23 protein-coding genes and 1 riboswitch are annotated in these 24,861 nt (G+C 67.9%); of the genes, 14 read left to right on the forward strand and 9 right to left on the reverse strand.

The window, feature by feature from the left end; all coding sequences use genetic code 11:
- Window positions 1–266: 266 nt before the first annotated feature.
- Window positions 267–1,358 carry an aminotransferase class V-fold PLP-dependent enzyme gene (locus tag GII31_RS00340; protein WP_260840212.1) on the reverse strand — a complete coding sequence of 364 codons (1,092 nt, stop codon included), beginning with the start codon at window positions 1,356–1,358 and terminating at the stop codon, window positions 267–269.
- Between the two features lie 122 nt (window positions 1,359–1,480).
- Between GII31_RS00340 and GII31_RS00345 the strand changes: the two genes are divergently transcribed.
- Window positions 1,481–2,017, forward strand: a complete 537-nt coding sequence (locus GII31_RS00345) for a hypothetical protein (RefSeq protein ID WP_213245749.1) — start codon at window positions 1,481–1,483, stop codon at window positions 2,015–2,017.
- Between the two features lie 24 nt (window positions 2,018–2,041).
- Here GII31_RS00345 and GII31_RS00350 read toward each other — a convergent pair whose 3' ends face one another.
- Window positions 2,042–3,352 carry an MFS transporter gene (locus GII31_RS00350; RefSeq protein WP_213245751.1) on the reverse strand — a complete coding sequence of 437 codons (1,311 nt, stop codon included), beginning with the start codon at window positions 3,350–3,352 and terminating at the stop codon, window positions 2,042–2,044.
- A 49-nt stretch (window positions 3,353–3,401) separates the two neighbouring features.
- Here GII31_RS00350 and GII31_RS00355 point away from each other — a divergent pair, with 49 nt between their 5' ends.
- Window positions 3,402–4,034 (forward strand): YqgE/AlgH family protein, encoded by a 633-nt coding sequence (locus tag GII31_RS00355; RefSeq protein WP_213245753.1) that lies wholly within the window; start codon window positions 3,402–3,404, stop codon window positions 4,032–4,034.
- Between the two features lie 87 nt (window positions 4,035–4,121).
- Here the strand turns inward: GII31_RS00355 and GII31_RS00360 are convergent, their stop codons facing one another.
- Complete coding sequence (locus GII31_RS00360) at window positions 4,122–4,637, reverse strand: SdpI family protein (protein WP_213245755.1); 516 nt, start codon at window positions 4,635–4,637, stop codon at window positions 4,122–4,124.
- A 100-nt stretch (window positions 4,638–4,737) separates the two neighbouring features.
- Here GII31_RS00360 and leuS point away from each other — a divergent pair, with 100 nt between their 5' ends.
- The 9 genes from leuS to GII31_RS00405 all read left to right on the forward strand — a co-directional run bounded on the left by leuS (window position 4,738) and on the right by GII31_RS00405 (window position 15,417).
- Window positions 4,738–7,605 (forward strand): leucine--tRNA ligase, encoded by a 2,868-nt coding sequence (gene leuS / locus GII31_RS00365; protein ID WP_213245757.1) that lies wholly within the window; start codon window positions 4,738–4,740, stop codon window positions 7,603–7,605.
- A gap of 206 nt (window positions 7,606–7,811) precedes the next feature.
- On the forward strand, window positions 7,812–8,105 hold the full coding sequence (locus tag GII31_RS22540) for a hypothetical protein (protein ID WP_213245759.1): 294 nt from the start codon (window positions 7,812–7,814) through the stop codon (window positions 8,103–8,105).
- Window positions 8,102–8,524, forward strand: a complete 423-nt coding sequence (locus tag GII31_RS00375; protein WP_213245761.1) for a type II toxin-antitoxin system VapC family toxin — start codon at window positions 8,102–8,104, stop codon at window positions 8,522–8,524. The genes GII31_RS22540 and GII31_RS00375 overlap by 4 nt, the downstream gene beginning before the upstream one ends.
- Window positions 8,525–8,600: 76 nt before the next feature.
- A riboswitch (cobalamin riboswitch) is annotated at window positions 8,601–8,778 on the forward strand.
- Window positions 8,779–8,834: 56 nt separating this feature from the next.
- Window positions 8,835–10,304, forward strand: coding sequence for an ABC transporter substrate-binding protein (locus GII31_RS00380; protein WP_213245763.1), 1,470 nt, complete (start codon window positions 8,835–8,837; stop codon window positions 10,302–10,304).
- 40 nt (window positions 10,305–10,344) lie between these two features.
- On the forward strand, window positions 10,345–11,034 hold the full coding sequence (locus tag GII31_RS00385; protein ID WP_213245765.1) for an ATP-binding cassette domain-containing protein: 690 nt from the start codon (window positions 10,345–10,347) through the stop codon (window positions 11,032–11,034).
- A complete protein-coding gene (locus GII31_RS00390) occupies window positions 11,031–11,792 on the forward strand; it encodes an ABC transporter ATP-binding protein (RefSeq protein WP_213245767.1) in 762 nt (253 codons plus the stop codon). Before GII31_RS00385 ends, GII31_RS00390 begins: the two co-directional genes overlap by 4 nt.
- The gene (locus GII31_RS00395; RefSeq protein WP_213245769.1) at window positions 11,789–13,495 is read left to right on the forward strand and encodes an ABC transporter permease subunit; all 1,707 of its coding nucleotides are present in this window, start codon (window positions 11,789–11,791) and stop codon (window positions 13,493–13,495) included. Before GII31_RS00390 ends, GII31_RS00395 begins: the two co-directional genes overlap by 4 nt.
- A gap of 31 nt (window positions 13,496–13,526) precedes the next feature.
- Window positions 13,527–13,952 (forward strand): HIT family protein, encoded by a 426-nt coding sequence (locus tag GII31_RS00400; RefSeq protein WP_213245771.1) that lies wholly within the window; start codon window positions 13,527–13,529, stop codon window positions 13,950–13,952.
- Between the two features lie 277 nt (window positions 13,953–14,229).
- Window positions 14,230–15,417, forward strand: coding sequence for an acyl-CoA dehydrogenase family protein (locus GII31_RS00405; RefSeq protein WP_213245773.1), 1,188 nt, complete (start codon window positions 14,230–14,232; stop codon window positions 15,415–15,417).
- A 52-nt stretch (window positions 15,418–15,469) separates the two neighbouring features.
- Here GII31_RS00405 and GII31_RS00410 read toward each other — a convergent pair whose 3' ends face one another.
- On the reverse strand, window positions 15,470–16,285 hold the full coding sequence (locus tag GII31_RS00410; protein WP_246222031.1) for an RDD family protein: 816 nt from the start codon (window positions 16,283–16,285) through the stop codon (window positions 15,470–15,472).
- A gap of 82 nt (window positions 16,286–16,367) precedes the next feature.
- Here GII31_RS00410 and GII31_RS00415 point away from each other — a divergent pair, with 82 nt between their 5' ends.
- Complete coding sequence (locus GII31_RS00415; protein ID WP_213245777.1) at window positions 16,368–17,360, forward strand: stage II sporulation protein M; 993 nt, start codon at window positions 16,368–16,370, stop codon at window positions 17,358–17,360.
- An 8-nt stretch (window positions 17,361–17,368) separates the two neighbouring features.
- Here the strand turns inward: GII31_RS00415 and GII31_RS00420 are convergent, their stop codons facing one another.
- Genes GII31_RS00420 through GII31_RS00440 form a run of 5 tightly spaced genes read right to left on the reverse strand, consistent with a single transcriptional unit; the run spans window position 17,369 to window position 22,812 of the window.
- The gene (locus GII31_RS00420) at window positions 17,369–18,661 is read right to left on the reverse strand and encodes a DUF58 domain-containing protein (protein WP_213245779.1); all 1,293 of its coding nucleotides are present in this window, start codon (window positions 18,659–18,661) and stop codon (window positions 17,369–17,371) included.
- A complete protein-coding gene (locus GII31_RS00425) occupies window positions 18,661–19,638 on the reverse strand; it encodes an AAA family ATPase (protein WP_213245781.1) in 978 nt (325 codons plus the stop codon). The genes GII31_RS00420 and GII31_RS00425 overlap by 1 nt, the downstream gene beginning before the upstream one ends.
- Window positions 19,635–20,819: a DUF4350 domain-containing protein gene (locus GII31_RS00430; RefSeq protein WP_213245783.1), complete on the reverse strand. Its 1,185-nt coding sequence runs from the start codon at window positions 20,817–20,819 to the stop codon at window positions 19,635–19,637. The genes GII31_RS00425 and GII31_RS00430 overlap by 4 nt, the downstream gene beginning before the upstream one ends.
- A gap of 8 nt (window positions 20,820–20,827) precedes the next feature.
- Window positions 20,828–21,496, reverse strand: a complete 669-nt coding sequence (locus GII31_RS00435; protein WP_213245785.1) for a DUF4129 domain-containing protein — start codon at window positions 21,494–21,496, stop codon at window positions 20,828–20,830.
- On the reverse strand, window positions 21,493–22,812 hold the full coding sequence (locus GII31_RS00440) for a glycerophosphoryl diester phosphodiesterase membrane domain-containing protein (protein WP_213245787.1): 1,320 nt from the start codon (window positions 22,810–22,812) through the stop codon (window positions 21,493–21,495). Before GII31_RS00440 ends, GII31_RS00435 begins: the two co-directional genes overlap by 4 nt.
- A gap of 180 nt (window positions 22,813–22,992) precedes the next feature.
- Between GII31_RS00440 and GII31_RS00445 the strand changes: the two genes are divergently transcribed.
- The gene (locus GII31_RS00445) at window positions 22,993–23,394 is read left to right on the forward strand and encodes a nuclear transport factor 2 family protein (protein WP_213245789.1); all 402 of its coding nucleotides are present in this window, start codon (window positions 22,993–22,995) and stop codon (window positions 23,392–23,394) included.
- A 122-nt stretch (window positions 23,395–23,516) separates the two neighbouring features.
- A complete protein-coding gene (gene ggh / locus GII31_RS00450) occupies window positions 23,517–24,860 on the forward strand; it encodes a glucosylglycerate hydrolase (RefSeq protein ID WP_213245791.1) in 1,344 nt (447 codons plus the stop codon).
- Window position 24,861 lies beyond the last annotated feature (1 nt).

Below are 24,861 nucleotides of genomic sequence, written 5' to 3' on the forward strand. Positions count from 1 at the left end.
TTCACCTCTCAGAAATCACACGTGCCGGCCGCTCCGTCGGGTGTGGCATAGACCTTTGACTCGGTGGAATCCCGACGTGGCGGGTGTCGTCATGATGTCCGGACGACACCTCCTGACGGTAGACTCGGCGCGGCCGCAAGCAACGAGTAGTTGACTACCCGAAAAATCCCCGGGCCGAGATGTGCCACCAAAACCGCAGGTTAGAACACTGCAACGGGTAAGTCCGGCTGTAGTGCCGGAGTATCCTCGCTGCCGGAAGGGTCCGGTCAGTAACCCATTGTCCGTAGGTTCACGGCGAGCAGATCGAGGTCTTCGCGACGAACGTCGAGATGTGGGCTGACCCGAAGCACGGAATGTTCGGTGGCCAGGGGCGCCCGCCACGAGTCGGCCGCGGTGACCAGGATTCCGGTGGCCCTGAGTTTGTCGGCGGCGGCGCGGACGTCATCGGGTTGCCAGCCCGGTGGTGGGGCGAGGGTCACCAGGGCCGACGGTTCATCGACGGCTTCGAGAACCTCCCAGCTGCCGATTCCGTTGAGTCGTTCGCGGGTGATGCGGCCGACCGTCGCCAGTTCGCGGAACACGCGTTGCTGGCCGACGGCGAGGAGTTCGTGTACGGCGTTGTGCAGTCCGACGCGGCCGGCGATGAAGGCATCGGAGTCGGGGATCCGCACCTCGCGCAGGGAGTCGCGCCGTACCGCGATGAAGCCGATGCCTCGGGGGCCGGTGAGCCATTTGCGGCTGGTGCCATAGACGATGTCGGCCCCGGTGACGGTGGGGACGTGGCCGACGGATTGCGACATGTCGATCACCACCGGCACCCCCACCGCGTGCGCCACCTCCACGACCCGCACGGCGGGCTGTACGGCACCCGACATCGAGCCGATATGGCACAGGTGGATGAAAGCGGGCTGCTCGAACTGCAGCATGTTTTCCAGGGCGTCGGTGTCGACATGCCCGTACACGTCGCCGTCGGGCAGGGGCCGGACGGCATAGCCGCGTCGTTCGAACTCATCGAGGTTGGGCCCGAACTCGTTCTTGGCCACCCACACGGTGGAGGCCACCGGAAGTGACCAGTGCGTCAGCAGCGCCCGTAGGCACGCGCGGGCACTTTCCCGGAATGTGAGCTCGTCGGGGGTGTGTCCGATCAACGACGCCAGACCGCGCAGGTCGTGGCGCATCTGGTCGCCGCAGGCGGCCGCGGCGACGTACGAACCGGACCGTGATTCGCGCCACAGATGGTCGGTGACGGCGTTGATGGTGCTGTCGGAGGAACGTCCGGCGGCCGCCGAGTCGAGATGAATGATGTCGGGTTCGACCCGTGCGCGGTGCCATTCCTCCCCGAGCGGGCTCACGTACATGGGCCTAACCTACTCAGCCGTGCGATACCCGAGTTCACCGGCATCGGCCGTTCGGTATATCCGCAAGAACATTGATTTCGTCGAATTTGGAACCATTTGGTGTCGGGCTGCGTCCAATTCCCATGGATTCGCTCATCGACTACATCTTCGGGACCGGCGACGGCAGCACCACCACGTGGTCCAGCCGTGCCGACCTCGATCTTGACGGCAACGGGGCGGCCGACGCCGTGCGTCTCGATTTCGACGGCGACGGACGTCGTGACGACGCGCTGTGGGACACCGACGCCGACGGTGTCGCCGATCTGGTGGTGATCGATCTCGGCGAATCGGGCCTGGGAGGTGAATCGGACCTGGATTCGCACGGGTCACGGTTCTACTCGGATTCGGGCCGCGGACTGTGGGACGTCCGGGAGGGCGCGCGCCCGACGACCGGTATCAACCCGACGACCGATACCGATTCGACGACCGGTACCGACTCGCATGACCTCGACGGTGACGGGCGTGCCGACGTCGAACTGTCGGTGATCGGTGGTCGGGGTGGCCGGCTGTACCTCGACGCCGACGGCGACGGGACCTTCGATCAGGTGCTGATCGATTCAGACGGCGACGGCCGTGCCGACACCATGCGCCGCCGGGGAGAACCCGGATTCGACAGGTGACGGTCGGTCAGGGACAGGCGAGGGTCAGTGGGCGGGCGCGGGAAGCCGGGGCGTCGTCACAGGTGGGTGCAACGTCCGAACCAGGACGATACCGAGCAGGTACAGCACGGTGCCCACCAGTGGCAGGACGACGGTGCGCCCGTCCGATGGGATGGCCAGCGCGGCCACGGTGATGGCGCACACGTAGGCGACGTTGAAGATGGCGTCCTGGACGGAGAACACCTGCCCGCGGACCCAGTCGCGGATATCGCACTGCATGGCGACGTCGCCGCACAGTTTGACCGTCTGCCCCACCAGGCCGAGCACGATCGCCGCCGCGTAGATGACGGGCAGCGAATAGGTGAGCAGACACAGTTCCACCAGTGCGCCGACGACGAGTGAGGTCACCAGGGTGGTGCGTCTGCCGTATCGGTCGACGACCATCGGGGTGGTGATGGCGGCGAGCAGGGCTCCGGCGGCGGTGGCGCTGCCCACCGCCGCGACCACTTCGAGGCCGTCGCCCTTGCTGACCTCCTTGCTGAAGACCAGGAGGGTGAGTGTGTTCATCCCGAACACCAGCCGGTGCATGCCGATCGCCGACAACGCCGCCGACACCGTCGGGGTGTGGATCACCTCACGCAGCCCGTGCCACAGGCCCACCACCACGGCGTGCGTCACCGAACTGCCCGGATCGTCGGCATGGTCGGGTCCGAGTTGGCGGGGGTGGAAGCCCTGGGCGATCGCCGCGGCGACCAGTGCCAGCACGACCGCACCGAGTTCGGTCAGGGCACTGCCGGTGTTGTCGGAGCCGAAGACGGCGCGCAGCCCGGCGGCGATTCCGGCGCCCACCGCCAGCATCGCCGCCCCCAGGGTGACGAACGTCGCGTTGACCGCCACGATCACCTCGCGCGGAGCCACATGCGGCAGGCCGGCCGACAGACCGGAGGCCACGAACCGGCTGGCGCCGGTGACGGCGAGGGCACAGATCAGCACCACGGTGTCGGGGGAGCCGGAGGCGATCGCTATGGCCACCAGGCCGATGAGCAGTGCCCGCAGGGTGTTGGCGACCATCAGTACGACCCGGCGGTCCCAATGGTCGAGCAGCGCGCCGGCGAACGGTCCGATCACCGAGTACGGGAGCAGCAGCACGGCCAGGCCGCCCGCGATCGCGAGCGGGTCGGCGTGCCGTTCCGGGTTGAACAGGATCGCACCGAACAGGCCTGCCTGGAACACGCCGTCGGTGAGCTGGCTGGCCAGCCGGACCGCCAGCAGGCGACGCAATCCGGGCAGTCGCATGGCGCGCAGAAACGCCCGTGCCGTGCCGTGTTTCCCGTCGCTCACCGAACCAGAGACCATCGGATCAGAGTACCGACCGGAGCTGTGTATCGCGTGCGATGATGGTGTGGTGACAGGCGGTGACGATGCGCAAGATCCGACTCCCGACAGCTCGCCCGAGGCGGGTTCGGGGCAACTCCCGCGCAAGGTCCGACCGGGTTCGCTGCTGATCGCGTCGACGGACCTGATCGAACCCACCTTCCGCCGGTCGGTGATCTACATGATGGAACACAACGCGGCGGGAAGCCTCGGGGTCGTCATCAACCAGATGAGTCAGGCGGCGGTGCACAACCTGCTGCCCCAGTGGACCGACCTGGCCAGTTCTCCGCGGGCGCTGTTCGTCGGCGGCCCGGTCAAACGTGATGCCGCGCTCTGCCTGGGTGTGCTCAAGCCCGGGATGTCCGATGACGAGGAGTTGGGTGTGCGTCCGGTGGACGGGAGGGTCGTGTTGATCGACCTCGACGCCGACCCCGAAGCGCTGGCCGACCGTCTCGAAGGGCTGCGCATCTTCGCCGGTTACGCGGGTTGGGGTCCCGGCCAGCTCGACGGTGAGCTCGCCGACGGCAGCTGGCTGGTCGCGTCGGCCCTGCCCGCCGATCTGCTGGCACCACCGGCCGCGGACCTGTGGTTTTCGGTGTTGCGTCGTCAGCCGTGGCCGCTGGGGCTGCTCGCCACCCACCCGATCGACGTTCTGCGCAACTGAGCGGCGTTCTGTGTATCTGATCGACGTTTTGCGCCGCTGATCCGGCGCCCGGCCCGTCGCCGGGAACCGGGGACTCCAGGACGCGATCTATCGCTTGGTCGCGGCGGTGTCGGTTTCGCACATTCCCTGCAAGGCGCACGACCCGCAGCTCGATTGCCCGCAGTCATCGGCGGGGGAGTCGGCCTTGTCGTCGGCGCAGCCCGATGCCGGGACGTGGTCGTCGCCGCCGGAGCAGCAGTCGCAGCCGCCGGTTGATTCGGCGGGCAACCCCTGGGCGGCCTTGATGCCGAGTCCGCTGACGATGCCGACGGTGCCGACGGCCACGACGAGCGCGGCGAGCGCGAACAGCACCGACCAGTCGCTGTCCACGCCGAGGGTCAGCAGCCCGCCCATCGCGAGGATGACGGCGGCGCCGATGTAACCGGGCCCGGCGACCCGGTTGGCCAGCACGAACGCGGCCTCGCTCCTGCCGGTCTCGGGCGAGCGGACACCGAACCAGCGGTTTCCGGGAAGTTTGCCGGTGACACCGAGCACCCCGACGGTGCCCCACACCGCGGCACACGCGAACACCAGGACGGCAGCGACGACACTCAGGACACCCACGGTCAGCCAGTCTACGACTCGGCGTCGTCGACACACCAGTCGCCATCGGCAACCAAGGAGGCGATTCGGCTCACGACGGCCCACGATTTACGCTGGTCGGGTGACTTCCGCAGACACGTCATCACCCGCTGCCGATCAGACCGTGCCCGAACATCGGTACACCGCCGAGCTCGCCGGCCGGATCGAGGCGCGCTGGCAGCAGGCCTGGCAGGACCGCCATGCGTTCGAGGCCCCCAACCCGGTGGGTCCGCTCTCCGGTGACCTGACCCCGTTCGGCGGTGGGGCGGCCGACGCCCCGGACAAGCTGTTCGTGCAGGACATGTTCCCGTACCCGTCGGGCGCCGGTCTGCATGTCGGGCACCCGCTGGGTTTCATCAGCTCCGACGTGTTCGCCCGTTACCAGCGGATGATCGGCCGCAACGTGCTGCACACGATGGGCTTCGACTCGTTCGGTCTGCCCGCCGAGCAGTACGCGGTGCAGACCGGCACCCATCCGCGCGCCACCACCGAGGCCAACATCGAGCGGTATCTGGGGCAGATCCGCCGACTGGGTCTCGGTCACGACGAGCGGCGCCGTGTCGCCACCACCGACGTCGACTTCTACCGGTGGACGCAGTGGATCTTCCTGCAGATCTACAACGCCTGGTACGACGAATCGGCCGCGAAGGCGCGTCGTATCGATGAACTCGTCGCCGAATTCGAGAACGGTACCCGCGAGGTGCCCGGCGGCGGCTCGTGGTCGGACCTGTCCGCCGAGCAGCGCGCCGACATCGTCGACGCCCACCGCCTGGTGTACTTGAGCGATTCGCTGGTCAACTGGTGTCCGGGACTGGGCACGGTACTGGCCAACGAGGAGGTGACCGCCGACGGTCGCAGCGACCGCGGCAACTTCCCGGTGTTCCGTAAGCAGTTGCGGCAGTGGATGATGCGCATCACCGCGTATTCGGACCGGCTGCTCGACGATCTGGACCTGCTGGACTGGCCGGACAAGGTCAAGACGATGCAGCGCAACTGGATCGGACGTTCGCGTGGCGCCCGGGTCACCTTCGCCACGCCCGATGCCGGTATCGAGGTGTTCACCACCCGCCCCGACACCCTGTTCGGTGCGACGTACATGGTGCTGTCGCCGGAGCATCCGCTGGTCGCCGCGCTGACCGCCGACGCCTACCCCGATGACGTCGACGCCCGCTGGACCGGTGGCGTCGCCACCCCGGCGGAGGCGATCGCGGCGTACCGCGCGTCGATCGCGGCCAAGTCGGATCTGGAGCGACAGGAAAACAAGGAGAAGACGGGCGTCTTCACCGGCTCCTACGCCACCAATCCGGTGGACGGTCGGCAGATCCCGGTGTTCATCGCCGACTACGTGCTGATGGGTTACGGTACCGGTGCCATCATGGCGGTGCCCGCCCACGACACCCGCGACTACGAATTCGCCACCGTGTTCGGCCTGCCGATCATCGAGGTCATCGGCTCGGACCAGGGCGTCGCGGCGGAGGCGTTCACCGGCGACGGCCCGCTGGTCAACTCGGGCTTTCTGGACGGTCTGCGCGTCGATGAGGCCAAGGTGAAGATCGTGGAGAAGCTGGAGGCCGACGGAGTCGCCACCGGCACTGTGCAATACAAGTTGCGTGACTGGCTGTTCGCCCGCCAGCGGTACTGGGGCGAGCCGTTCCCGATCGTCTACGACGATGCGGGCCGTGCGCACTCTCTACCCGAATCGATGCTGCCGGTGGAACTTCCGGAGGTCGAGGATTACGCACCTGTCTCGTTCGACCCGGACGACGCCGACTCGGAGCCGTCGCCGCCGCTGGCGAAGGCCACCGAATGGGTTGAGGTGGAACTGGATCTGGGTGACGGCGTCAAGAAGTACCGTCGTGACACCAACGTGATGCCGCAGTGGGCGGGCAGTTCCTGGTACCAGCTGCGCTACATCGACCCCACCAATGAAGAAACCTTGTGCGCCAAGGAGAACGAGGCGTACTGGATGGGGCCGCGGCCCGCGCTGCACGGCGCGAACGACCCGGGCGGCCTGGACCTGTACATCGGCGGTGTCGAGCATGCTGTGCTGCACCTGCTGTATTCGCGGTTCTGGCACAAGGTGCTGTTCGACCTGGGTTATGTCACCAGTGCCGAACCGTATCGGAAGCTGTTCAACCAGGGCATGATTCAGGCGTACGCCTACACCGATTCTCGTGGCATCTATGTGCCCGCCGAAGAGGTGGAGGAGCGCGGCGGCACGTTCTTCTACAACGGCGAACAGGTCAACCAGGAATACGGGAAGATGGGCAAGTCGCTTAAGAATTCCGTTGCCCCCGACGATATCTGCCGCGACTACGGTGCCGATACGCTGCGCGTCTACGAGATGTTCATGGGTCCGCTCGATCAGTCCCGGCCGTGGGCCACCAAGGACGTCGTCGGCTCGCAGCGCTTCCTGCAGCGGGTGTGGCGCCTGGTGGTCGACGAGGAGACCGGTGCGGTGCGCGTCACCGACGTCGAGCCGTCCCAGGACACCCTCAAGCTGCTGCACAAGACGATCGACGGTGTGCGCGAAGACTTCTCGGAGCTGCGCGACAACACCGCCGTCGCCAAACTGATGGAGCTGACCGGGCACCTGACCAAGTTCTATGGTGACGGCGCCCCTCGGGCAGTGGTGGAGTCGTTGGTGACGATGCTGTCGCCGCTGGCCCCGCATATCGCCGAGGAACTGTGGGAACGGCTCGGTCACGACACCCTCCTGGTGCGCGGCCCGTTCCCCGAGGCCGATCCGGCATTGTTGGTGGAGGACACCGTCGAGATCCCGGTGCAGGTGAAAGGCAAGGTGCGCAGCCGCATTCAGGTCGCCGCCGACGCCGATGAAGCCACCCTGCGCGCCGTCGCCCTGGCCGACGAGAAGATCGCCGCCCTCCTCGACGGTGAACCGCGCAAGGTGATCGTCGTCCCCGGCCGGATGGTCAACATCGTCCCGTAGGCGCGGTGGCGCCGTTTCATTTCGGGGTGGGTCCAAGTCGCATCGCACCCCCGATAACGGCTTTGGCTATCGGTCATATTGATGCCGAGCGGTGTCATCATTGGACGGCAATGGCCCCGGGCCTGTCCGACGAACAGGCCGATGCTGGATGGTCAACGTCATCTGTCGCAAGGGTACCTGCTGATACCGTGCGGTATCATCGCGGCATGGCGATGACCCTGCGGCTATCGGACGAACAGGCCGACGCCCTTCGGCGGCGTGCGGAGGTCGAGCACACCTCAATGCAGCAAGTGGCCTTGACCGCAATCGACACCTACCTCGGCACACCGGCGACTCCGGGGCGCCGAACGGCTGTACCCGTTGACGAACTGTTCACGGCCTTCGGCGACTTACCGCCGATGGACCGTGGCCGGTTCAGAGCCGACCAGGGCGAGCACATCGACAATGCGGCGCATTTCGACGCTTACCTACGAGCCGCGCAGTCCGAACAATCGACATGATCCGCACGCATCTACGTGGTTTGATAGACACCAACATCATCATCCATCTGGAGCGGTTGCCAAAGGATTCGCTCCCCGGTGAGGTCCTGATCAGCACCGTAACTCTGGCCGAACTGTCAGCAGGCATTCACCAAACCGAGGATCCACTCGAGCGAGCGCTTCGTGTCGCTCGATTGCAACGGACCGAGGCCATGTTTGATCCCTTGCCGTTCGATGCCGAGGCAGCACGTCGGTACGGATTGATCGCCGCAGGCGTGGTCGCCGTCGGTCGTAAACCTCGACGACGTTCCGCCGACCTCATGATCGCCTCGGTTGCCTCCGCACGGCGGTTGCCACTGTTCACCACCAACCCCGACGACTTCATCGGAACTGAAGGGGCTGTCACGGTAGTTCCGGTCTCACGCCCCGACGAGGCTTGAATCCAGCCACCAAGGAGAGAAGACGATGGCTCGGTCCAGGGTGAGAAGTCCGACCGGGGCCACGGCTGCGCCTGCGCGGTACGATGCCGGTGCCAGTCAACCCACCTGGGCAGGGAATCCGGTGCGAACCCGGAACTGACGCGCAGCGGTAAGGGGACGGCCGGGCACATCGCCACTGGACCGGGACAGGTCCGGGAAGGCGCCCGAGCCGGATGAACCCGAGTCCGAAGACCTGCTGGCACCTCCGGCAGCCGTCGGAGTGTCCCGCCGCAGGCTCCGCGCAACGAGCCTCGACACGAAGGGCTCGCCCATGCGTTCCTTGCGTTCGGTTTGTCTTGCTGTCGCCGCACTCCTGATCGTCGCCGGTTGCGGTGGTGACGATCCCGGTCCTGAGCGACTGCGTTACGCCTACGGTTTCTCCCCGGTCGCGGCGCTGTCCCCGTACAGCGACGACGCCGCCACCACCTACGGAATCGGTGCCACCGAATCGCTGGTGTTCCTTGATCCCGACGGCACAGCGAAGCCGCGACTCGCCGAGAGTTGGACTCAGATCAATTCCACCACTTGGAATTTCGTCATCCGCGACGGGGTGAGATTTCACGACGGCACCGCGATGACCGCGCGGGCTGTCGCTGATTCGCTCACCCACGCCGTTAAGGCAGAACCTCAGCCGCGGGCACTGACCGGAATCGAGATGTCGGTCGCCGTCGTCGACGACAAGACGGTGGCGATCACCACCAAGGAGCCCGACCCGGTGCTGGTGTCGCGGATGTCCTCGCCCGAGCTGGTGATTCTCGCCGAAGGTGCCTACTCGAACCCGAACCAACCGAGCCCGGTCGGCATGGGTACCGGCCCGTACCAGATCACCAAACTTGACGGCACCAGCGGTGCCACCCTCGCTGCCTTCGATGACTATTGGGGCGGTGATCCGGGCTTCGAGGGTGTCGACGTCAGCTTCGTCGCCGATGGTGATTCGCGGTCATCGGCGCTGAAGGCCGGCCAGGTGGATGTGGCGTTCAGCCTGCCCGCGTCGAAACTGCGGACTTTCTCCGCCGACGAGCTGATCGCGGTGCCGTTGCCGCGCACGGTGGCGCTGCACCTGACGCAGTCCTCGCCGGTGTTCTCCGATCCCGGCGCGCGGGAGACCGCCCGCGCCGCCATCGACGAACTCGATTTCGCCGCCACCGTCTACGACGGTTTCGCCGACGACGCCGACGGCCTGTTCGCACCGAAGGTGTCGACGTGGGCGGCGAACCGGCCCGCGACGCGCTTCCCGAACAGCACCGCAGTCAAGGGCAAATCGGTGTCGCTGGCGACGTTCTCCAACCGCCCGGAGATGTCCGAGATGGCCACCGTCATCGCCGACACGTGGCGGTCGGTGGGCTTGGACGTCAAAGTCACCGTCGGTGACTACGACCAGCTCGAAGGCGATTTCCTGTCCGGCAAGTTCGACGCGGTGATCATGAGCCGCTCCTACGGCTACGACAATCCCGATCCGATCGGCTACCTGCAGAGCGACTTCGGCTGCGCCGGCAGCTACAACATCAGCCGCTTCTGTGACCGCACCATCGACGCCGACCTGGCGGATGCGGCCACCAAGACCGACGCCGCCGCCCGCTACCGGGTGGCCGTGGACGTCGAGCACCGGCTGCTGTCGACGGTTGCGGTGATCCCGCTGATCCACGACCGCACCCAGTTCGGCATCGGCAAGGGGCTCACGGGTCTGGCCGAGGACCCGTGGGAACGTGCGGTGATCACCGTCGACACCAAGTTTGACTGAGCCGGTGCCGCACCCAGAGGCCCGGTTACAAGGTCTGTGCGTGGACGGCCCGGCCGGGCCGCTGATCAGTGGCCTCGACCTGACCGTGGAATCGGGTGAGCGGCTCGGCATCGTCGGACCGTCCGGGTCGGGCAAGACCCTGACCGCCGGTGCCCTCCTGGGGCTGCCGTTACCGGGACTGAGGGTCAGCGGTGATCGGTATCTGTCGCCGCGGACGGGCGCGTTGTTACAGGAGTCGGCGTCGGCGCTGAACCCGTTGATGCGGGTCGGCCGCCAGTACGATCTGGCGTTGCGGGGGGCCGGCGTGCCGCGCGCCGAACGTCGCGAACGGATCGACCGGCAACTGAAAGAACTCGCCCTCGACGCCGACACCCGCCGGGCGTGGCCGCTGCACCTGTCCGGCGGGCAGCGTCAGCGTGCTGCGCTCGGACTGGCGCTGGTCACCGAACCGGAGCTGGTTGTCGCCGATGAACCTACCGCCGCCCTCGACGCGCTGACCCAGAACGAGATCTTGCTGATGCTGCGCCGCATCCTCGACGCGCGGGCCACGGCGCTGATCCTGATCAGTCATGACTTGGCGCTGGTGGCGCGGCTGTGTGAGCGGGTCGTCGTTCTGGGCGGCGGACGGATTGTGGAGGAAGGACCGACGGCCGACATCCTGGCCGAACCGCAGCACCCGACGTCGGCCCGCCTCGTCGATGCCGCCCGCACCCTCGGGGTGACGGCGTGAGCGCGATAGTGGTGGCCGACGGGGTGACCGTGCACTACCGTCGCCGCCGGTGGGGGCCGCGGAACAGCGCGCTGGACACACTGTATCTGCGGGTCGAACAGCATCGTCACCTGGCGCTGATCGGGCCGTCCGGGGCCGGTAAGAGCACCCTGGTGCGGGCGATGCTGGGCCTGATCCGGCCCGACACCGGGCAGATCCTGCTGTTCGGGCAGCCCGTCGACACCCTCTCCAGGGTCGAGCGGGCCAGGCTGGTCCAGGCCGTTTCGCAGCACGCGTCGGGTTCACTGAGCCCCCGCTTCCCGGTGGCCCGCACCCTCGCCGAACCGATCCACGCCCTCGGACTGCCCGACGACCCGGTCACCCGGTCCACCGAACTGCTCGAACTCGTCGGACTCGACGCCGGCCTGCTCAACCGCCGACCCGCCGAACTGTCCGGCGGTCAGCGTCAGCGCGTCGTGATTGCCCGCGCCCTGGCCGCACGGCCCGCCCTGCTCATCGGCGACGAGATGTTCAGCGCCCTCGACGCCGGCAGCCGGCTGTCGGTCGTCGACATGTTGGCGCGGGTCGCCGACACCGAACGCACGACGATCGTGTTGGTCTCGCACGATCTGGGCGTCGCCCGCCGACTCTGCGACGACGTCGCCGTCCTGGATGGCGGGCGGATCGTCGAACACGGGCCGTGCGAGAAGGTGCTGGCCCGGCCCACGCATCCGCTCACCCGGTCGTTGCTCGACGCCGCAGGTCCGGTTACCGCATGAGGGCAGCCGGTTCGGTCGTCACCGCTGCCGTCGCCGCGATCGGGTTGCTCGTACTGGTGGCGGCGTTGCCGTGGCTGCGCGACGAGGATCCCGCCCAGGCCGCGCTCCGGGTACGTTTCCACGCCCGGGGCGACGACCCGGAGGCCGTGGAGGCGTTGCGCCGACAGCTCGACCTGCCCGCCGATCCGTGGTCGGGGGTGTGGCGCTGGTTGAGTTCGGCGGTCGGTGGCGATTTCGGGGAGAGCTGGTCGAGCGGCCGGCCGGTCACCGAGATCGTCGGTCCGGCCTTGCTCCGGTCGGCGACACTGTCCGGTTCGGCGCTGGTCGTCGCGGTACTGGTGGTGACGACGTTGCTCGCGTACCCGGTGTGGCGGGCCACCGCCGATTCGGGACCGTTCAGTGCCCGGCTCGGTGCCCTCTGCGGGACCCTCGCCGCGCTGCCCGAGGTCATTCTGGCGATCACCGGCGTGGCGGTGTTCGCAGTCGGCTGGCAGCTACTTCCGGCGATCGGCTGGGGTTCGCCTCACCATCTGGTCCTGCCCGCGCTGGCCCTGGGCATCCCGGCGGGCGGACTGCTGGCCCGGATCGTCACCGCGACAGCCGAACAGGCGCTCGCCGAACCCTGGGTCACCACCTGGCGGGCCAACCACATCGGACGCCCGGCGATCACGGGTGCGGTGGCGCGGCGGGTGGTGGCGGTCGGTGCACCGCAGGCCGTGGTGGTGGCGGTGACGGTGTTCGGGTCGTCGGTAGCGGTGGAGAAAGTGTTCGCGATCCGCGGCGCCGGTACTCTCGCCGTTAATTCTGTTTTGTCGCAAGACCTTCCGGTGCTACAAACGTGCCTGGCCGCGTTCATCGGGGCTGGGCTGGCCTGCGCCGCCGGCGCGGCGATGCTGCACGGGATCCTGCTGCGGCCCGCGTTGTCGGCCGAGGCCACAGGTACGGCGGTGACGGCAGCACCGCCCTCGACCGCGATAGCACCGGTGACGCTGGCGGCGGTCGCGATGGTGGTGATCGCCGGACTGTTTCGCGACGGCGACTCCACCGACCTCGACCTGCGGCTGCAGGCTCCGAGCCTGCGGCATCCCCTGGGCACCGATGCCGTCGGCCACGATCTTCTCGGGCGGGTGTCGGCGGGGACGGTCCGCACCGTCGGGCTGGCGCTGATCATCACGTTCGCGGCGCTGCTCGTCGCGCTGGCGATCGGGCTGCTGGTGCGGTCGGCGCGGGCGGGCGCGGTCGACGTGTTCAACACGGTGCCATCGACGGTGGCCGGGATCATACTGGCCGCGATCCTCGGTCAGAGCCTGTTCAGCGCCTGCATCGCGGTGCTGGCGGTCGCCTGGATTCCGCTGGCGGTCCACGCGCGGACCCTCGCGGTGACGGCACGTGCGGCGGGCTATGTGGAGGCGGCGGCACTGGCCGGGGTGGGGCCGGTCGCGGTGACCGTGACGCATGTGCTGCCGGCGATCGCCGGCCCGCTGCTCCGGCACGCACTGGTGCGGGTACCGGCAACGGCGCTGGGTATCGCCGGGCTCAGCTTCATCGGCCTCGGCGCCGACGTCGACAACGCCGAACTCGGCGCCATGCTCACCGGCGGCCTTGACTACCTGACCACCGAGCCGTGGGTGGTCGCCGCACCGGGCGGGGTTATCGTCGCGCTGGGCCTGGCTGCAGGGACGGTCCGGGTGGCCACGCGGTGACTTCGCAACCACCGTCCGTCAAGATGACCGTATGGAGAATTGTGTGTTCTGCGGCATCGTCAGCGGCCATGTACCGGGAACGAAGGTGGCCGAGGACGATCTGACGTTGACGTTCATGGATATCAACCCGGCCGCCGACGGCCACATGCTGGTGATTCCGAAGTTCCACTCCGAGGATCTGCTGGAGATCGACGCCGAGGACCTCACCGCGGTCACCCTGTCCGCGCAGCGCGCCGCGAAGGCCGCCGTGTCCGAACTCGGCGCCGACGGCGTTAACCTCCTCAACTGCTGCAAAGCCCCCGCCTGGCAGACGGTGTTTCACTTCCACCTGCACGTCATCCCGCGCTACACCGACAAGACCAAGGACCGCCTCACCCTCCCGTGGCGCCCCGGCATGGGCGAACGCCCGGCCGTCCTGGAGAAGATCGGCACCCGGCTACGCTCAGGTCTGAACTGACCGCACGGCCTCGGCCGCAGTGTCGTACAGCCGCTCAGCCCATCGCACGGCATCGTCCGCAGCGGTGCCTGACATCGTGGTCGTTGCTTCTGACCGGCCCGCAAATTTCGTCCGATATAGCCGTTCGTCAGGGCATATGTCCGAGCCAACGGCTATATCGGACGAAACTTGCGTAGCCCGCGGAACCTCGGAGCGTGGCGGTGCCGGCGGACGGCTGGCCGTCGGACTCCGGCGACAAGGGTTGGCAACTAACTTACTGAGCAGTAAGATTGCCGCCATGGCGATCAACCTTGAGCTCCCGTCGAAGCTGGACGCGGCTGTGGAGCAGGCCCACGCGGTGGGCGAGCACATCTTCCGGCCGGTGTCGCGCAAGTACGACAAGGCCGAGCACGAAACCCCCTCCGAGCTCGACGGCCTCGGCAAACTCGTCAAGGAGTCCAAGAAGAAGCGCGCGGCGACGGCGGGTACGCCCGACGAGGGGCCGTCGAAGAACGGGATCAACATGATCTCGGTGCTCAACACCCTGGAAACCAGCTGGGGCGACGTGGGCCTGGCACTGTCGGTTCCGTACAACGGCCTGGGCAACGCCGCGATCGCCGCCGTCGCCAACGACGAACAGCTCGAGCGGTTCGCCGATGTGTGGGCGTCGATGGCCATCACCGAACCCAGCTTCGGATCGGACTCGGCAGCCGTCTCCACCACCGCGGTGCTCGACGGCGACGACTACGTCATCAACGGCGAGAAGATCTTCGTGACGGCCGGTTCACGCGCCGACCACGTCGTGGTGTGGGCGACGCTCGACCGCAGTGCCGGTCGCGCCGCCATCAAGAGTTTCGTGGTCCCGATGGACACCGAAGGGGTGACTGTCGCCCGACTCGAGCACAAGCTCGGCATCAAGGCCTCCGACACCGCGGTCCTGCGGTTCGAGAACGCGCGCGTCCGGAAGGACAACCTGCTCGGCTCGCCGGAGATCGACACCAAGAAGGGTTTCGGCGGGGTCATGCAGACCTTCGACAACACCCGTCCGGTGGTCGCCGCGATGGCCGTCGGGCTCGGCCGCGCCGCTCTCGAAGAGCTGCGCGGCATCCTCGAATCAGCCGGGCATGTCATTGATTACGACAAGCCGGCCGCCGTCCAGCATGCCGCGGTCAGTGAGTTCATCCGCCTCGAATCCGATTGGGAGGCCTCGTGGTTGCTCACCATCCGCGCCGCGTGGATGGCCGACAACAAGCAGCCCAACTCCACCGAGGCCTCGATGTCCAAGGCCAAGGCCGGCCGGGTGGTCAACGACCTCACCAACAAGGCCGTGGAACTCGCTGCCACGGCAGGCTTCTCGGAGACGAGCCTGCTGGAGAAGTGGGCCCGCGATGCCAAGATCCTCGACATCTTCGAGGGCACCCAGCAGATTCAGCAGCTGATCATCGCCCGCCGTCTGCTCGGAAAGTCCAGCGCCGAACTCAAGTAACACTGTCACCGCCGGTCGAGGTGTGAGGGGCTCCGGCGAGCGAGAGCGGTGCTCAGCCCAACAGTCGCTGCCGCAGCATGTTCTCGCGCGCGATCCGTTCGGTGTCCCGGCGCCGCCGCTCGGCGAGAACGGCCGCCAGCAGATCCTCACCAGGCGTTCCCCGGGGCGGTGGCGGTGCTACGTACCGCCCCGTCTCGACGACCAGCCGCTGCAACACCACCGCACGTGAGGACGGTGTGAGCGAGAACCGCCGCGCGAAGTACTGCCGGATACCCAGCGTCAGTTGTGGCGGCAGCGTCGCGATGTCGGCGGTGCGGGCCCACGGCTCCAGATACGGCGGCATCGGCACCGGCTGCGGCATCTTCAGTGTGTAGCGGTCACGGATCACGTACGTGCCGGCCAACAGATCGCCGAGCCGCTTGCCCTTGGTGTTCACCACGCTCGCCGCGAGCGCCGGAAAACCCAGGCAGCCGTACAGTTCGACGCTCCCCAGGAGCGCCCGGGTCACCGCGTGGCGGAAGCTGATGGGACCGGCGTCGTCGCGCACGGTACGTAATCCGAGCGCCAGATGGCCGAGCGTCTTCCCGCGGGTCGCCGTTTCCATCGCGGTGGGGAACGCGACGAGGGCCACGATGGTTGCCAGCGTCAGCGTGGCGACCAGCATCGCGGTGTCGGTATCTCCGGCCAGGGCGGTTCCGGCGTACCGCAACGCGAACCACAGCGCCGTCCCGGCGATGATGTCGATCAGCCCGGACAGCACGCGCAGCCCGATGTTGGCGGGCGGCAGATCCAGGGCGACGGCCTCGCCGGACACCAGGTCGTCGACGCCGACGCCGATGGTCCCGCTGCCCGCCCCGGATTCGTACATAGCCGCCATGATATTGCGTCCATTCGCAGTCCGGCGGGTCGGATCGGTGCTTGCCGGCAGGTGCGCGGATACGCTGACCCGTATGGATCTGGACGCCTACGTCGGCGAACACTCGCCCTCCTGGCAGCGGCTCGACACGCTCGCGCGTACCCGTACGCTGACCGGCGCCGAGGCCGACGAACTGATCGATCTCTATCAGCGCGTCGCCACCCATCTTTCGGTGATCCGTTCGGCCACCCCCGACGCCGAACTCGTCGGATACCTGTCGGCTCTGCTGGCGCGGGCCCGTTCGCGCGCGGCCGGGTCGCGGTCGGCGTCGTGGTCGGATCTGGGCACATTCTTCGCACGCTCGTTCCCGGCAGCGCTCTATCGGATGCGCTGGTGGTGGATCGGGGTGATGGTGGCGTGCACCGTCGCCGCAGTGGTGATGACGTGGTGGATGCTGGAGCATCCGCGCATCGAATCGTCGCTGGTCTCACCCGGGCAGATCGAGGAACTGGTCAACAACGACTTCGAGAACTACTACTCCGAATATGCGGCGCAGTCGTTCGCCTTCCGCGTGTGGACCAACAACTTCTGGCTCGCCGCAACGTGTATCGCGCTCGGGGTGTTCGGCCTTCCCGTCGTGTACATGCTGTATCTGAACGTGGTCAATCTGGTGGTTGTCGCCGCGATCATGATCAACCACGGCCGCGGCGATCTGTTCTTCGGCCTCATCACCCCGCACGGGCTGCTCGAGCTCACCTGCCTGTTCGTCGCCGGCGGGGTGGGTCTGCGGCTGTTCTGGGCGTGGGTGTCGCCGGGTGACCGGACACGAGTGCAGGCGCTCGGCGAGGAGGGTCGCGCCGCGATCGGTGTGTCGCTGGGTCTGGTTGTGCTGTTGCTGATCTGCGGCATCATCGAGGCCTTCGTCACCCCGTCCGGGTTGCCCACCTGGGCGCGGATCGGTGTCGGTGTGGTGGTCTGGGCGGGTTTTTGGGTGTACGTGTTCACCGTCGGCCGCTGGGCGCACGACGCCTCCCACACCGGCGACGTCGAGGAGTTCGAGCGCGGCTACTCGGTGCCCGTGGCGTGATCCCCGGACTAGAGCAGCCCCCGGGACTTGAGCATCAGATAGTGGTCGGCAAGCGCGGCGGGCAGTGACTCCGGGTCGGCGGCGACCACGTCGACGCCGAGTCTGCCGACCGCGGCGGTGGTGCGTTCGCGCAGCAGTCCGGTGCGGACGGCGGCAGCGGCGTGGTACACCTGCCGCAGATCCTCCCGCTCGTCCACCATCGCCGCGATCGCGGGGTCGGTGACCGAGGCGATCACCACCCGATAGCGTTGCGCGAGCACCGACAGCGGTGCCAGCAATGACTCCTCGACCGCGGCCGGTTCGAGCGCGGTCAGCAGCACCAGGAGCGCCCGATGGCGGCTGATCTTGGTTACCTCGGCACTGAGCAGCGGCCAATCCGCTTCGAGCAGTGCCGGTTCCAGTGGCGCCATGCCGTTCACCAGATCGTTCAGGAGAGTCGATCGCGACGAATTGACCACCCGCCGCCGCACCGCCCGGTCACCGGCGATCAGGTCCACCCGGTCACCGGCGTGCGAGGCCAGCGCGGCCAGCAGCAGGGCGGTGTCCATCGACGCGTCGAGCCGGGGTGCGTCGCCGACACGGGCGGCGCTGGTCCGTGAGGTGTCCAGCACCATCACGATGTGCCGGTCCCGTTCGGGCTGCCAGGTGCGCACCACCGTCGACCGCCGGCGCGCGGTGGCCCGCCAGTCGATGCTGCGCACATCGTCGCCCTCCACATAGTCGCGCAGCGAATCGAATTCGGTGCCCTGACCCCGGATTCGGACGGCCGATCGGCCGTCGAGCTGCCGCAATCGGGCCAGCCGCGACGGCAGATGTTTGCGCGAGTCGAACGGTGGCAGGGCGCGCACCGCGCCGCCGGTGGACGCCGACCGCTGCCGTCCCCCGAGCCCGAGGATCCCATTTCGCCGCACCGTGACCCGGATGGCGAGCCGATCACCACGCCGTGTCGGGTGTAGTCGTGTCGTGACGGCCCGACGTTCGCCCGCGGGCACGTCGAGGGGATGTACCGGTGATCCGGCACCCGCCGACGGCTGCCACGAATCCTTTAGTGTGCCACGGAATCTCCGGCTTCCGGGGTTGTGCACCAGCAGCGTGGAGGTGGTGGTCTCGCCGAGCCGAATCGGTGTGACGGGCAGGCGGGTCAGCTCCACCGCCAGCGGCTGTCCTGCCGACAGTACGTCCAGGGCCAGCAGCGTCAGCACGGCGAGCACCCACCACAGCACCGTGGCATACGACGGTGACAGCACGACGGGCACCGCCCCGAGCAGGACCAGGCCGAAATACCGTCCGGTGACGAACATCAGCGCGGCACGGGGACGGAACCGATGGCGCTCTCGAGCACCGCCGCCACCGACACGCCTTCCAGCTCGGCCTCCGGCCGCAACGAAAGACGATGCGCCAGTGTCGATTGAGCGAGTGCCTTGACGTCGTCGGGGGTGACGTAGTCGCGGCCGTTGAGCCACGCCCAGGCGCGGCTCGTCGACAGCAGCGCCGTCGCACCGCGCGGGCTGACCCCCAGCGACAGCGATGGTGACATCCTGGTGGCGCGGGCGATGTCGACGATGTATGCCAGCACCGCCGGGGCGACCGCGACGCGTCGGACCGCGTCGGCGCCTACCTCGATGTCGTCAGCTGAGGCGACCGCGGAAATCCCTGCCGCACCGAGATTTCGGGGATCGAATCCGGCTGCGTGCCGGGACAGGATGGTGATCTCGTCGTTGCGGGGCGGCACCGGGAGGATCACCTTGAGCAGGAACCGGTCGAGCTGTGCCTCCGGCAGCGGGTAGGTGCCCTCGTATTCGACGGGATTCTGGGTGGCCGCCACCAGGAACGGCGTCGGCAACGGGCGGGGCCGGCCGTCGATCGACACCTGCCGTTCCTCCATCGCCTCCAGCAGCGCCGCCTGCGTCTTCGGTGGGGTGCGGTTGATCTCGTCGGCCAGCATCAGATTGGTGAACACCGGACCCTCCCGGAAGGTGAACTCCGAAGCGGCACTGTCGAAGACGAGGGATCCGGTGATGTCACCGGGCATCAGGTCAGGGGTGAACTGTACCCGCTTGGTGTCAACGGACAGTGTGTCGGCAAGCGTGCGTACCAGCAGTGTCTTGGCCACTCCCGGAACGCCTTCGAGCAGGATATGGCCGCGGCACAGCAATGCGATCAAGATCCCGGCGACCGCGGCATCCTGCCCGACGACGGCTTTGGCGACCTCGGTGCGTACCGCGCCGAGCGCGGCCCGGGCGGCGTGCTCGCCGGGGTGCTTCATCTCAGATGTCATGGTGTGAAACGGACTTCCTTTTCGAGGTCGGACAGGGCACGGGCGAACAGGACCAGACCGTCGTCGGTGGGCAGCGGTCCGGCCAGCAGCGGATAGATCTGGCGCGGGTCCCGGCCCGATGCGGCGGCCGCAGCATCGACGATGGCCTCGACCGGTGCGCCGGAACGCGGATCGTACGGTAACCCGACTGTGACACTGATCTTCTGGAGAGTGTGGGTGCGCAGTGCGGCGGCGGCCCGGTCGGCGGCGCGGGAACGGTGGTACAGCCGGCCGCGGGCCCGGGTGGTTTCGTCGGACCTGACGACCACCGGCAGCGGCTCGACCACCAATGCGCCGAATCGCCTGCCCCGCCACACCATCGCCGCGAGCAGCCCGAAACCGGCGAGCAGTACCAGTGGTGCGAGCGCGTCCGGGATGTCGTCGTCGGCGGCGGTGGATCCGGAGTCCGGAGTATCGGTCCAGTCCGGTACGTACCAGACGACCCGGTCGGTGGGGGCGAGCGCGCGGATCGCGACGCCCGCGTTGTCGACGCGGCTGATTTCGTCGTTGCGCAGCATGGTGCCCGACAGCACCACCGTCTCGGGCCGATCCGCCGCCGTGGGCAGCACCACCAGCTGTGCTGCGTCGCCGTCGATGAAACACTCCGTGGCCGAATCCAGCTGGAAGGACCGGTAGCCGCTGTCGTCTGCCCGCACGGTGTCGGAGGGGGACACGAACCCGGTTGAACAGCGGGCGGGCACCGTGTCGCGGGTGCCGGTGGTGTGCGCGGTGCCCACCGGCAGGCCCAGTGAGCCCAACTGTGTACTCGACGGCTCGATCAGGACCAGGCGCCGTGCGGCGCGTACCTCGGACAGCAGCCTCGGCGCCCAGGCCTCATTCGTGTCGATGATGCCACCCACCACCACGGTGGTACCGGAGTCGATGCGGGTGCGGGCCAGTGCGCGGTGGGTGCGCACGACCTGGACGTCGACGCCGTGCGCGTCGATCACCTCGCTCAGTGCGGCCGCGCCCGTGGGACCGGGGTTGTCGGGGTCGAACAGGCCTCCGCGGTCGGTGTTCCGGGCGGCGATCATCACGACGGCGGCCACGACCACGGCCACCAGCAGAGCGACACCGGAGTACCACCACCATCGGCCTCGCCTGGGTGATGTGGTCGGTGTGCCGGGAGTCCGTGTCACCATGGACGCGGTCATGACACGAGCTCGGCGGTCGGTGCGGTGCGCGTGTGCGGCGGGGTGCGCGACAGTATCCGGTCGAGCTCGAGCGCGCGCCGGGCATCGTCGGGGACCGCATGGGCCGAACCATAGGCGACGTCATCGAAAACCGTTGCCAACCAGAATATTTCCCGGCTCTGCGACGGGAAGTAGCGGGCCAGCGCGGTACTCACCTCGTGGGCGGTCATCGTCGCCTCGCCGGGCAGCAGTGTGCGTTCGCGTGCCCCGGCCGCGATCGCCCGCATCGCCAGGTGGATCACCTGGTCGTGGTCGCCGCCGGCCAGTGCGCGCTCGGCCAGTGCCCGCAGTTCGGCGGCGCTGAGCGTACCCGGGCCGAGCGCGCCCGGATCGCCGCCACCGCGCACCCGCCGGGTGCGCCGGACGAACCGCATCGAGAAGGCGACCCCGGCGATCAGCGCGAGCACCACCAGCACAACCACGATGTTCGGCAGATGCGGGGAGGAGGTGCTGATCGCGTCGGTCAGCGACGAGAGCCGGTCGCTGAGCCAGTCCGAGATCCGCTCGATCAGACCGGGTTCGGCCTCCCGGTAGCGTACCTTCCCGAGTTCGTAGCGTACCCATCGGCGCGCTTCGTCGTTGCTCGGGTTCGGGCCGGCGGCCAGGACGATGACACCGCCGGTCATGGCTGCGGGTACCGGCCCGGGTACGGCGACGGCGGCACAGGTTGACCGTGGGGGAATGCCGGGGCGACGTTCCGGGACAGCGGCGGCCAGCCGTCGGTGTGCTGCCCGGCGGCCACCTCGGCCGCGACCTGCCCGAGATCCAGATCGAAACCGTCCTTGCGGGTGCGCGAATCCAGATGCAGCACAGCGGTGGTGACGGCCATGAACGGCTGGGTCAGGACGATGGCCAGTATCATCCCGAGCAGGTAGATGCTGATTGTGGCGACCATGGCGCCGTTCGACTCCGAACCGTTGTCGACGAGGATCACGATGACGGCGAGCATCTGGAAACCGAACTGGATGACCCACTGGATCACGGCCACGACCAGATACATCAACGCCAGGTTGCCTAGGGTGCGCCAGAACAATCGGTCGGTCAGTGTCCACGAGCGCCGCACCGCGGCGACGGGGCCCAGGCGTTCGGTGAACAGCGCGGGCAGCGACAGCGATATCCGCACCGCCAGCCACACGGACAGGACCATCGTCGCGACGACCACCAGCACCGCGACGACCACCACCGCGGGCTCCTGCGCGACCGCCGCCGCCACGAACACCGCGACCGTGGGTATCAGCAGCGCCACCCAGCCCACCACCATCAGGCCGACGAAGCCGAGAAACGCCGGAATGCGGCCACGGGTCATCCGCCAGGTTTCGCCGAGTCCGGGCCTGCGGCCCACGGCCTGTTGATTCAGCGGGTACGCCAGGATGCCCGCGCACATCCCCGACACGGTGGTGGAGACCAACACGAATCCACCCGCACCGACGCCCAGCAGCAGTTCGGCGAGCGAATTGTCGAAGTTCGAGCCGAACGCGACGGCCGCGACGGCGAGGGCGATCACCACACACACCAGCAGGGTGAACAGCTGCATGAGCAGTACGAGGCCGAAATAGACGCGGGGTGCGTTCCGTATCGCGGTGAACGCGGCGGACAGCACGTCGCCGACGTTGAGCGGTCGCAGCGGCAGAATTCCGGGCTTGTGCATCAGCATCGGGTTGAGCGAACCCCAGCCGGGGACGGGGTGGCCACCGTATCCGGCCGGACCGTAGCCCACCGGACCGTAGCCGACCGGACTGTGGCCCACCGGACCGTAACCAGGGGCGGGATAGCCGGCGGGTGGTCCGGGTACCGGCCATGCGCCGGGCACGGCCGGAGTGGGGACGGCGGACCATCCTTCGGGCGGTCCGGGGGCCGCGTCCGGAGCCGAGCCGGGCGCGGCCCACGTGGGCGGTCCCTGGTCGGCGCCGTCGCCTTGCCCGATCGGGTTATTGCTGGTCACGTGTGTTGTCCCTCCTGTCCGGCGACGGTACCAAATCCGGATGTCGGTGCTGTGTCGGTTGTCGTCGGATCAGTTGACGCAGATGTACGGACCTGCCGATTCGCGGCGACGAACCGTTCCGGTCGCGGCCTGACCGTGATACGTTCTCGAATAGAACATGTTCTAGTTTTGGAGGCAGGAATGACCGTCGAACAAGAATCAGCGCAGGACTCGCTGGTCGACAAGATCGCCGCGACCGTCGACACGTACGTCCGACTCGTCAGCTCGGGCACCGGCGAGCAGATCGCGGATCTGTTCGCGGCCGGCGGCACGGTCGAGGACCCCATCGGCACGCCGGTGCGCACCACCCGCGAGGAGATCGTCGAGTTCTACGGCGTCATCGCGAACATGGAAACCCGCACCACCGTGCTGAACTGGAAGAAGATCGCCGGCGACACCGCCGTCTTCGAGTTCGTGCTCACCACCGGCACCGGTGGCATGACCTTCGAGATCACCCCCGTCGACATCATGGTGTTCGACGACGAGGGCAAGATCGTATCCATGCGCGCCGTCTGGCAGCCCTCGGACCTCAAGCAGGTCTGATCCCGCAACTTTTGTCCGATATGGCGGCTCGCGGGGGCATATGCCCGTGAGGACTGCTATATCGGACGACATTGTGTTCATCTCGGCGAGCACGACATCCCGGCGCAAGGCAGAATCCACTTGTGGCACGCTACGGATTCACCCCGACGCAACTCTCGGCTCGGGCTGCCTACCTGCTGCGCGGTAACGACCTGGGCACGATGACCAGTGCGGCCCCGAAGCTGTACCCGCACATGTGGAGCTGGGACGCCGCGTTCGTCACCGTCGGGCTCGCCCCGCTGTCGGTGGAGCGCGCCGTCGTCGAGATGGACACCCTGCTGTCGGCACAATGGACCAACGGCATGATCCCGCACATCGTGTTCGCGAACGGCCGCGACGGCTACTTTCCCGGACCGGCGCGCTGGGAATGCGCCCGGCTGGCCAAGTGTGCCCCGCTCGGCCGGGACACCTCGGGCATCACCCAGCCGCCGGTGCACGCGATCGCCGTCGCCCGCATCCTCGACCACGCCCGCCGGCACGGCCGCACCACGCGCGGTGTGGCCAACGAGTTCATCGATCGCCGTTGGGGTGATCTGGTGCGCTGGCATCGCTGGCTCGCCACCGCCCGCGACCCACACGGCCGCGGCCGCGTCACCATCTACCACGGGTGGGAATCGGGGATGGACAACTCCCCGCGCTGGGATTCCGCCTACGCCAACGTCATTCCGGGGCAGGATCTTCCGCCATACGTACGGGCCGATCTCGATCATGTCGGCGGCGACGTGTCGATGCGCCCGTCCGACCTCGAGTACGATCGCTACATCTGGCTCGTCGAACAGATGAAGCGCGCCGCCTACGACGACGAGATCCTCTCCGGCACCATGGACTTCGCCGTCGAAGACGTGTTCGTCAGCGCGATCCTGGCCGTCGCCTGTGACGTGCTCGCCGAGATCGGAGAAGACCATGCCAAACCGCTGTCCGACGTCCGCGAACTCCGCGGCTGGGCTGCCCGCTTCCGGTCCGGGGTTGTCGCCGCCACCAACGAACGTAACGGTGCCGCAAGAGATTTCGATGTTCGGGCAGGGTCGTGGATCAATACCGAAACCATCGCCTGCTTCGCCCCGCTGCTATGTGGCGGCCTGCCCCGCGACCGCGAACGCGCCCTGCTGCGACTGTTCGAGGGCCCGCACTTCTGCGGCCACCCCGACCTGCGCTTCGCCGTACCGCCGTCCACCTCGCCGATTTCCCCGGACTTCCGTGCCCGTGAATACTGGCGCGGCCCCGTCTGGCCCGTCATGACCTGGCTGTTCAGCTGGGCCTTCGCCCATCGTGGCTGGCCCGAGAAATCGGCCCGGCTCCGAGCCGAAGGTCTGCGCCAGGTCACCGACGGCCACTTCGCCGAGTACTACGAACCATTCACCGGAGAACCCCTCGGCAGCATGCAACAAAGCTGGACCGCCGCCTCGGTCCTCGACTGGCTGGACTGAA

Origin of the sequence: Gordonia pseudamarae (genome assembly GCF_025273675.1) — a bacterium.
Classification (GTDB): Bacteria; Actinomycetota; Actinomycetes; order Mycobacteriales; family Mycobacteriaceae; genus Gordonia; species Gordonia pseudamarae.

Excerpts from the sequence above, each read along its gene's own strand:
- GII31_RS00340 (WP_260840212.1), bottom strand. The coding sequence starts at position 1,358 with ATGTACGTGAGCCCGCTCGGGGAGGAATGGCACCGCGCACGGGTCGAA.
- GII31_RS00345 (WP_213245749.1), top strand. The coding sequence starts at position 1,481 with ATGGATTCGCTCATCGACTACATCTTCGGGACCGGCGACGGCAGCACC.
- GII31_RS00350 (WP_213245751.1), bottom strand. The coding sequence starts at position 3,352 with ATGGTCTCTGGTTCGGTGAGCGACGGGAAACACGGCACGGCACGGGCG.
- GII31_RS22540 (WP_213245759.1), top strand. The coding sequence starts at position 7,812 with ATGGCGATGACCCTGCGGCTATCGGACGAACAGGCCGACGCCCTTCGG.
- GII31_RS00375 (WP_213245761.1), top strand. The coding sequence starts at position 8,102 with ATGATCCGCACGCATCTACGTGGTTTGATAGACACCAACATCATCATC.
- GII31_RS00380 (WP_213245763.1), top strand. The coding sequence starts at position 8,835 with ATGCGTTCCTTGCGTTCGGTTTGTCTTGCTGTCGCCGCACTCCTGATC.
- GII31_RS00395 (WP_213245769.1), top strand. The coding sequence starts at position 11,789 with ATGAGGGCAGCCGGTTCGGTCGTCACCGCTGCCGTCGCCGCGATCGGG.
- GII31_RS00400 (WP_213245771.1), top strand. The coding sequence starts at position 13,527 with ATGGAGAATTGTGTGTTCTGCGGCATCGTCAGCGGCCATGTACCGGGA.
- GII31_RS00405 (WP_213245773.1), top strand. The coding sequence starts at position 14,230 with ATGGCGATCAACCTTGAGCTCCCGTCGAAGCTGGACGCGGCTGTGGAG.
- GII31_RS00410 (WP_246222031.1), bottom strand. The coding sequence starts at position 16,285 with ATGTACGAATCCGGGGCGGGCAGCGGGACCATCGGCGTCGGCGTCGAC.
- GII31_RS00415 (WP_213245777.1), top strand. The coding sequence starts at position 16,368 with ATGGATCTGGACGCCTACGTCGGCGAACACTCGCCCTCCTGGCAGCGG.
- GII31_RS00420 (WP_213245779.1), bottom strand. The coding sequence starts at position 18,661 with ATGTTCGTCACCGGACGGTATTTCGGCCTGGTCCTGCTCGGGGCGGTG.
- GII31_RS00425 (WP_213245781.1), bottom strand. The coding sequence starts at position 19,638 with ATGACATCTGAGATGAAGCACCCCGGCGAGCACGCCGCCCGGGCCGCG.
- GII31_RS00430 (WP_213245783.1), bottom strand. The coding sequence starts at position 20,819 with ATGGTGACACGGACTCCCGGCACACCGACCACATCACCCAGGCGAGGC.
- GII31_RS00435 (WP_213245785.1), bottom strand. The coding sequence starts at position 21,496 with ATGACCGGCGGTGTCATCGTCCTGGCCGCCGGCCCGAACCCGAGCAAC.
- GII31_RS00445 (WP_213245789.1), top strand. The coding sequence starts at position 22,993 with ATGACCGTCGAACAAGAATCAGCGCAGGACTCGCTGGTCGACAAGATC.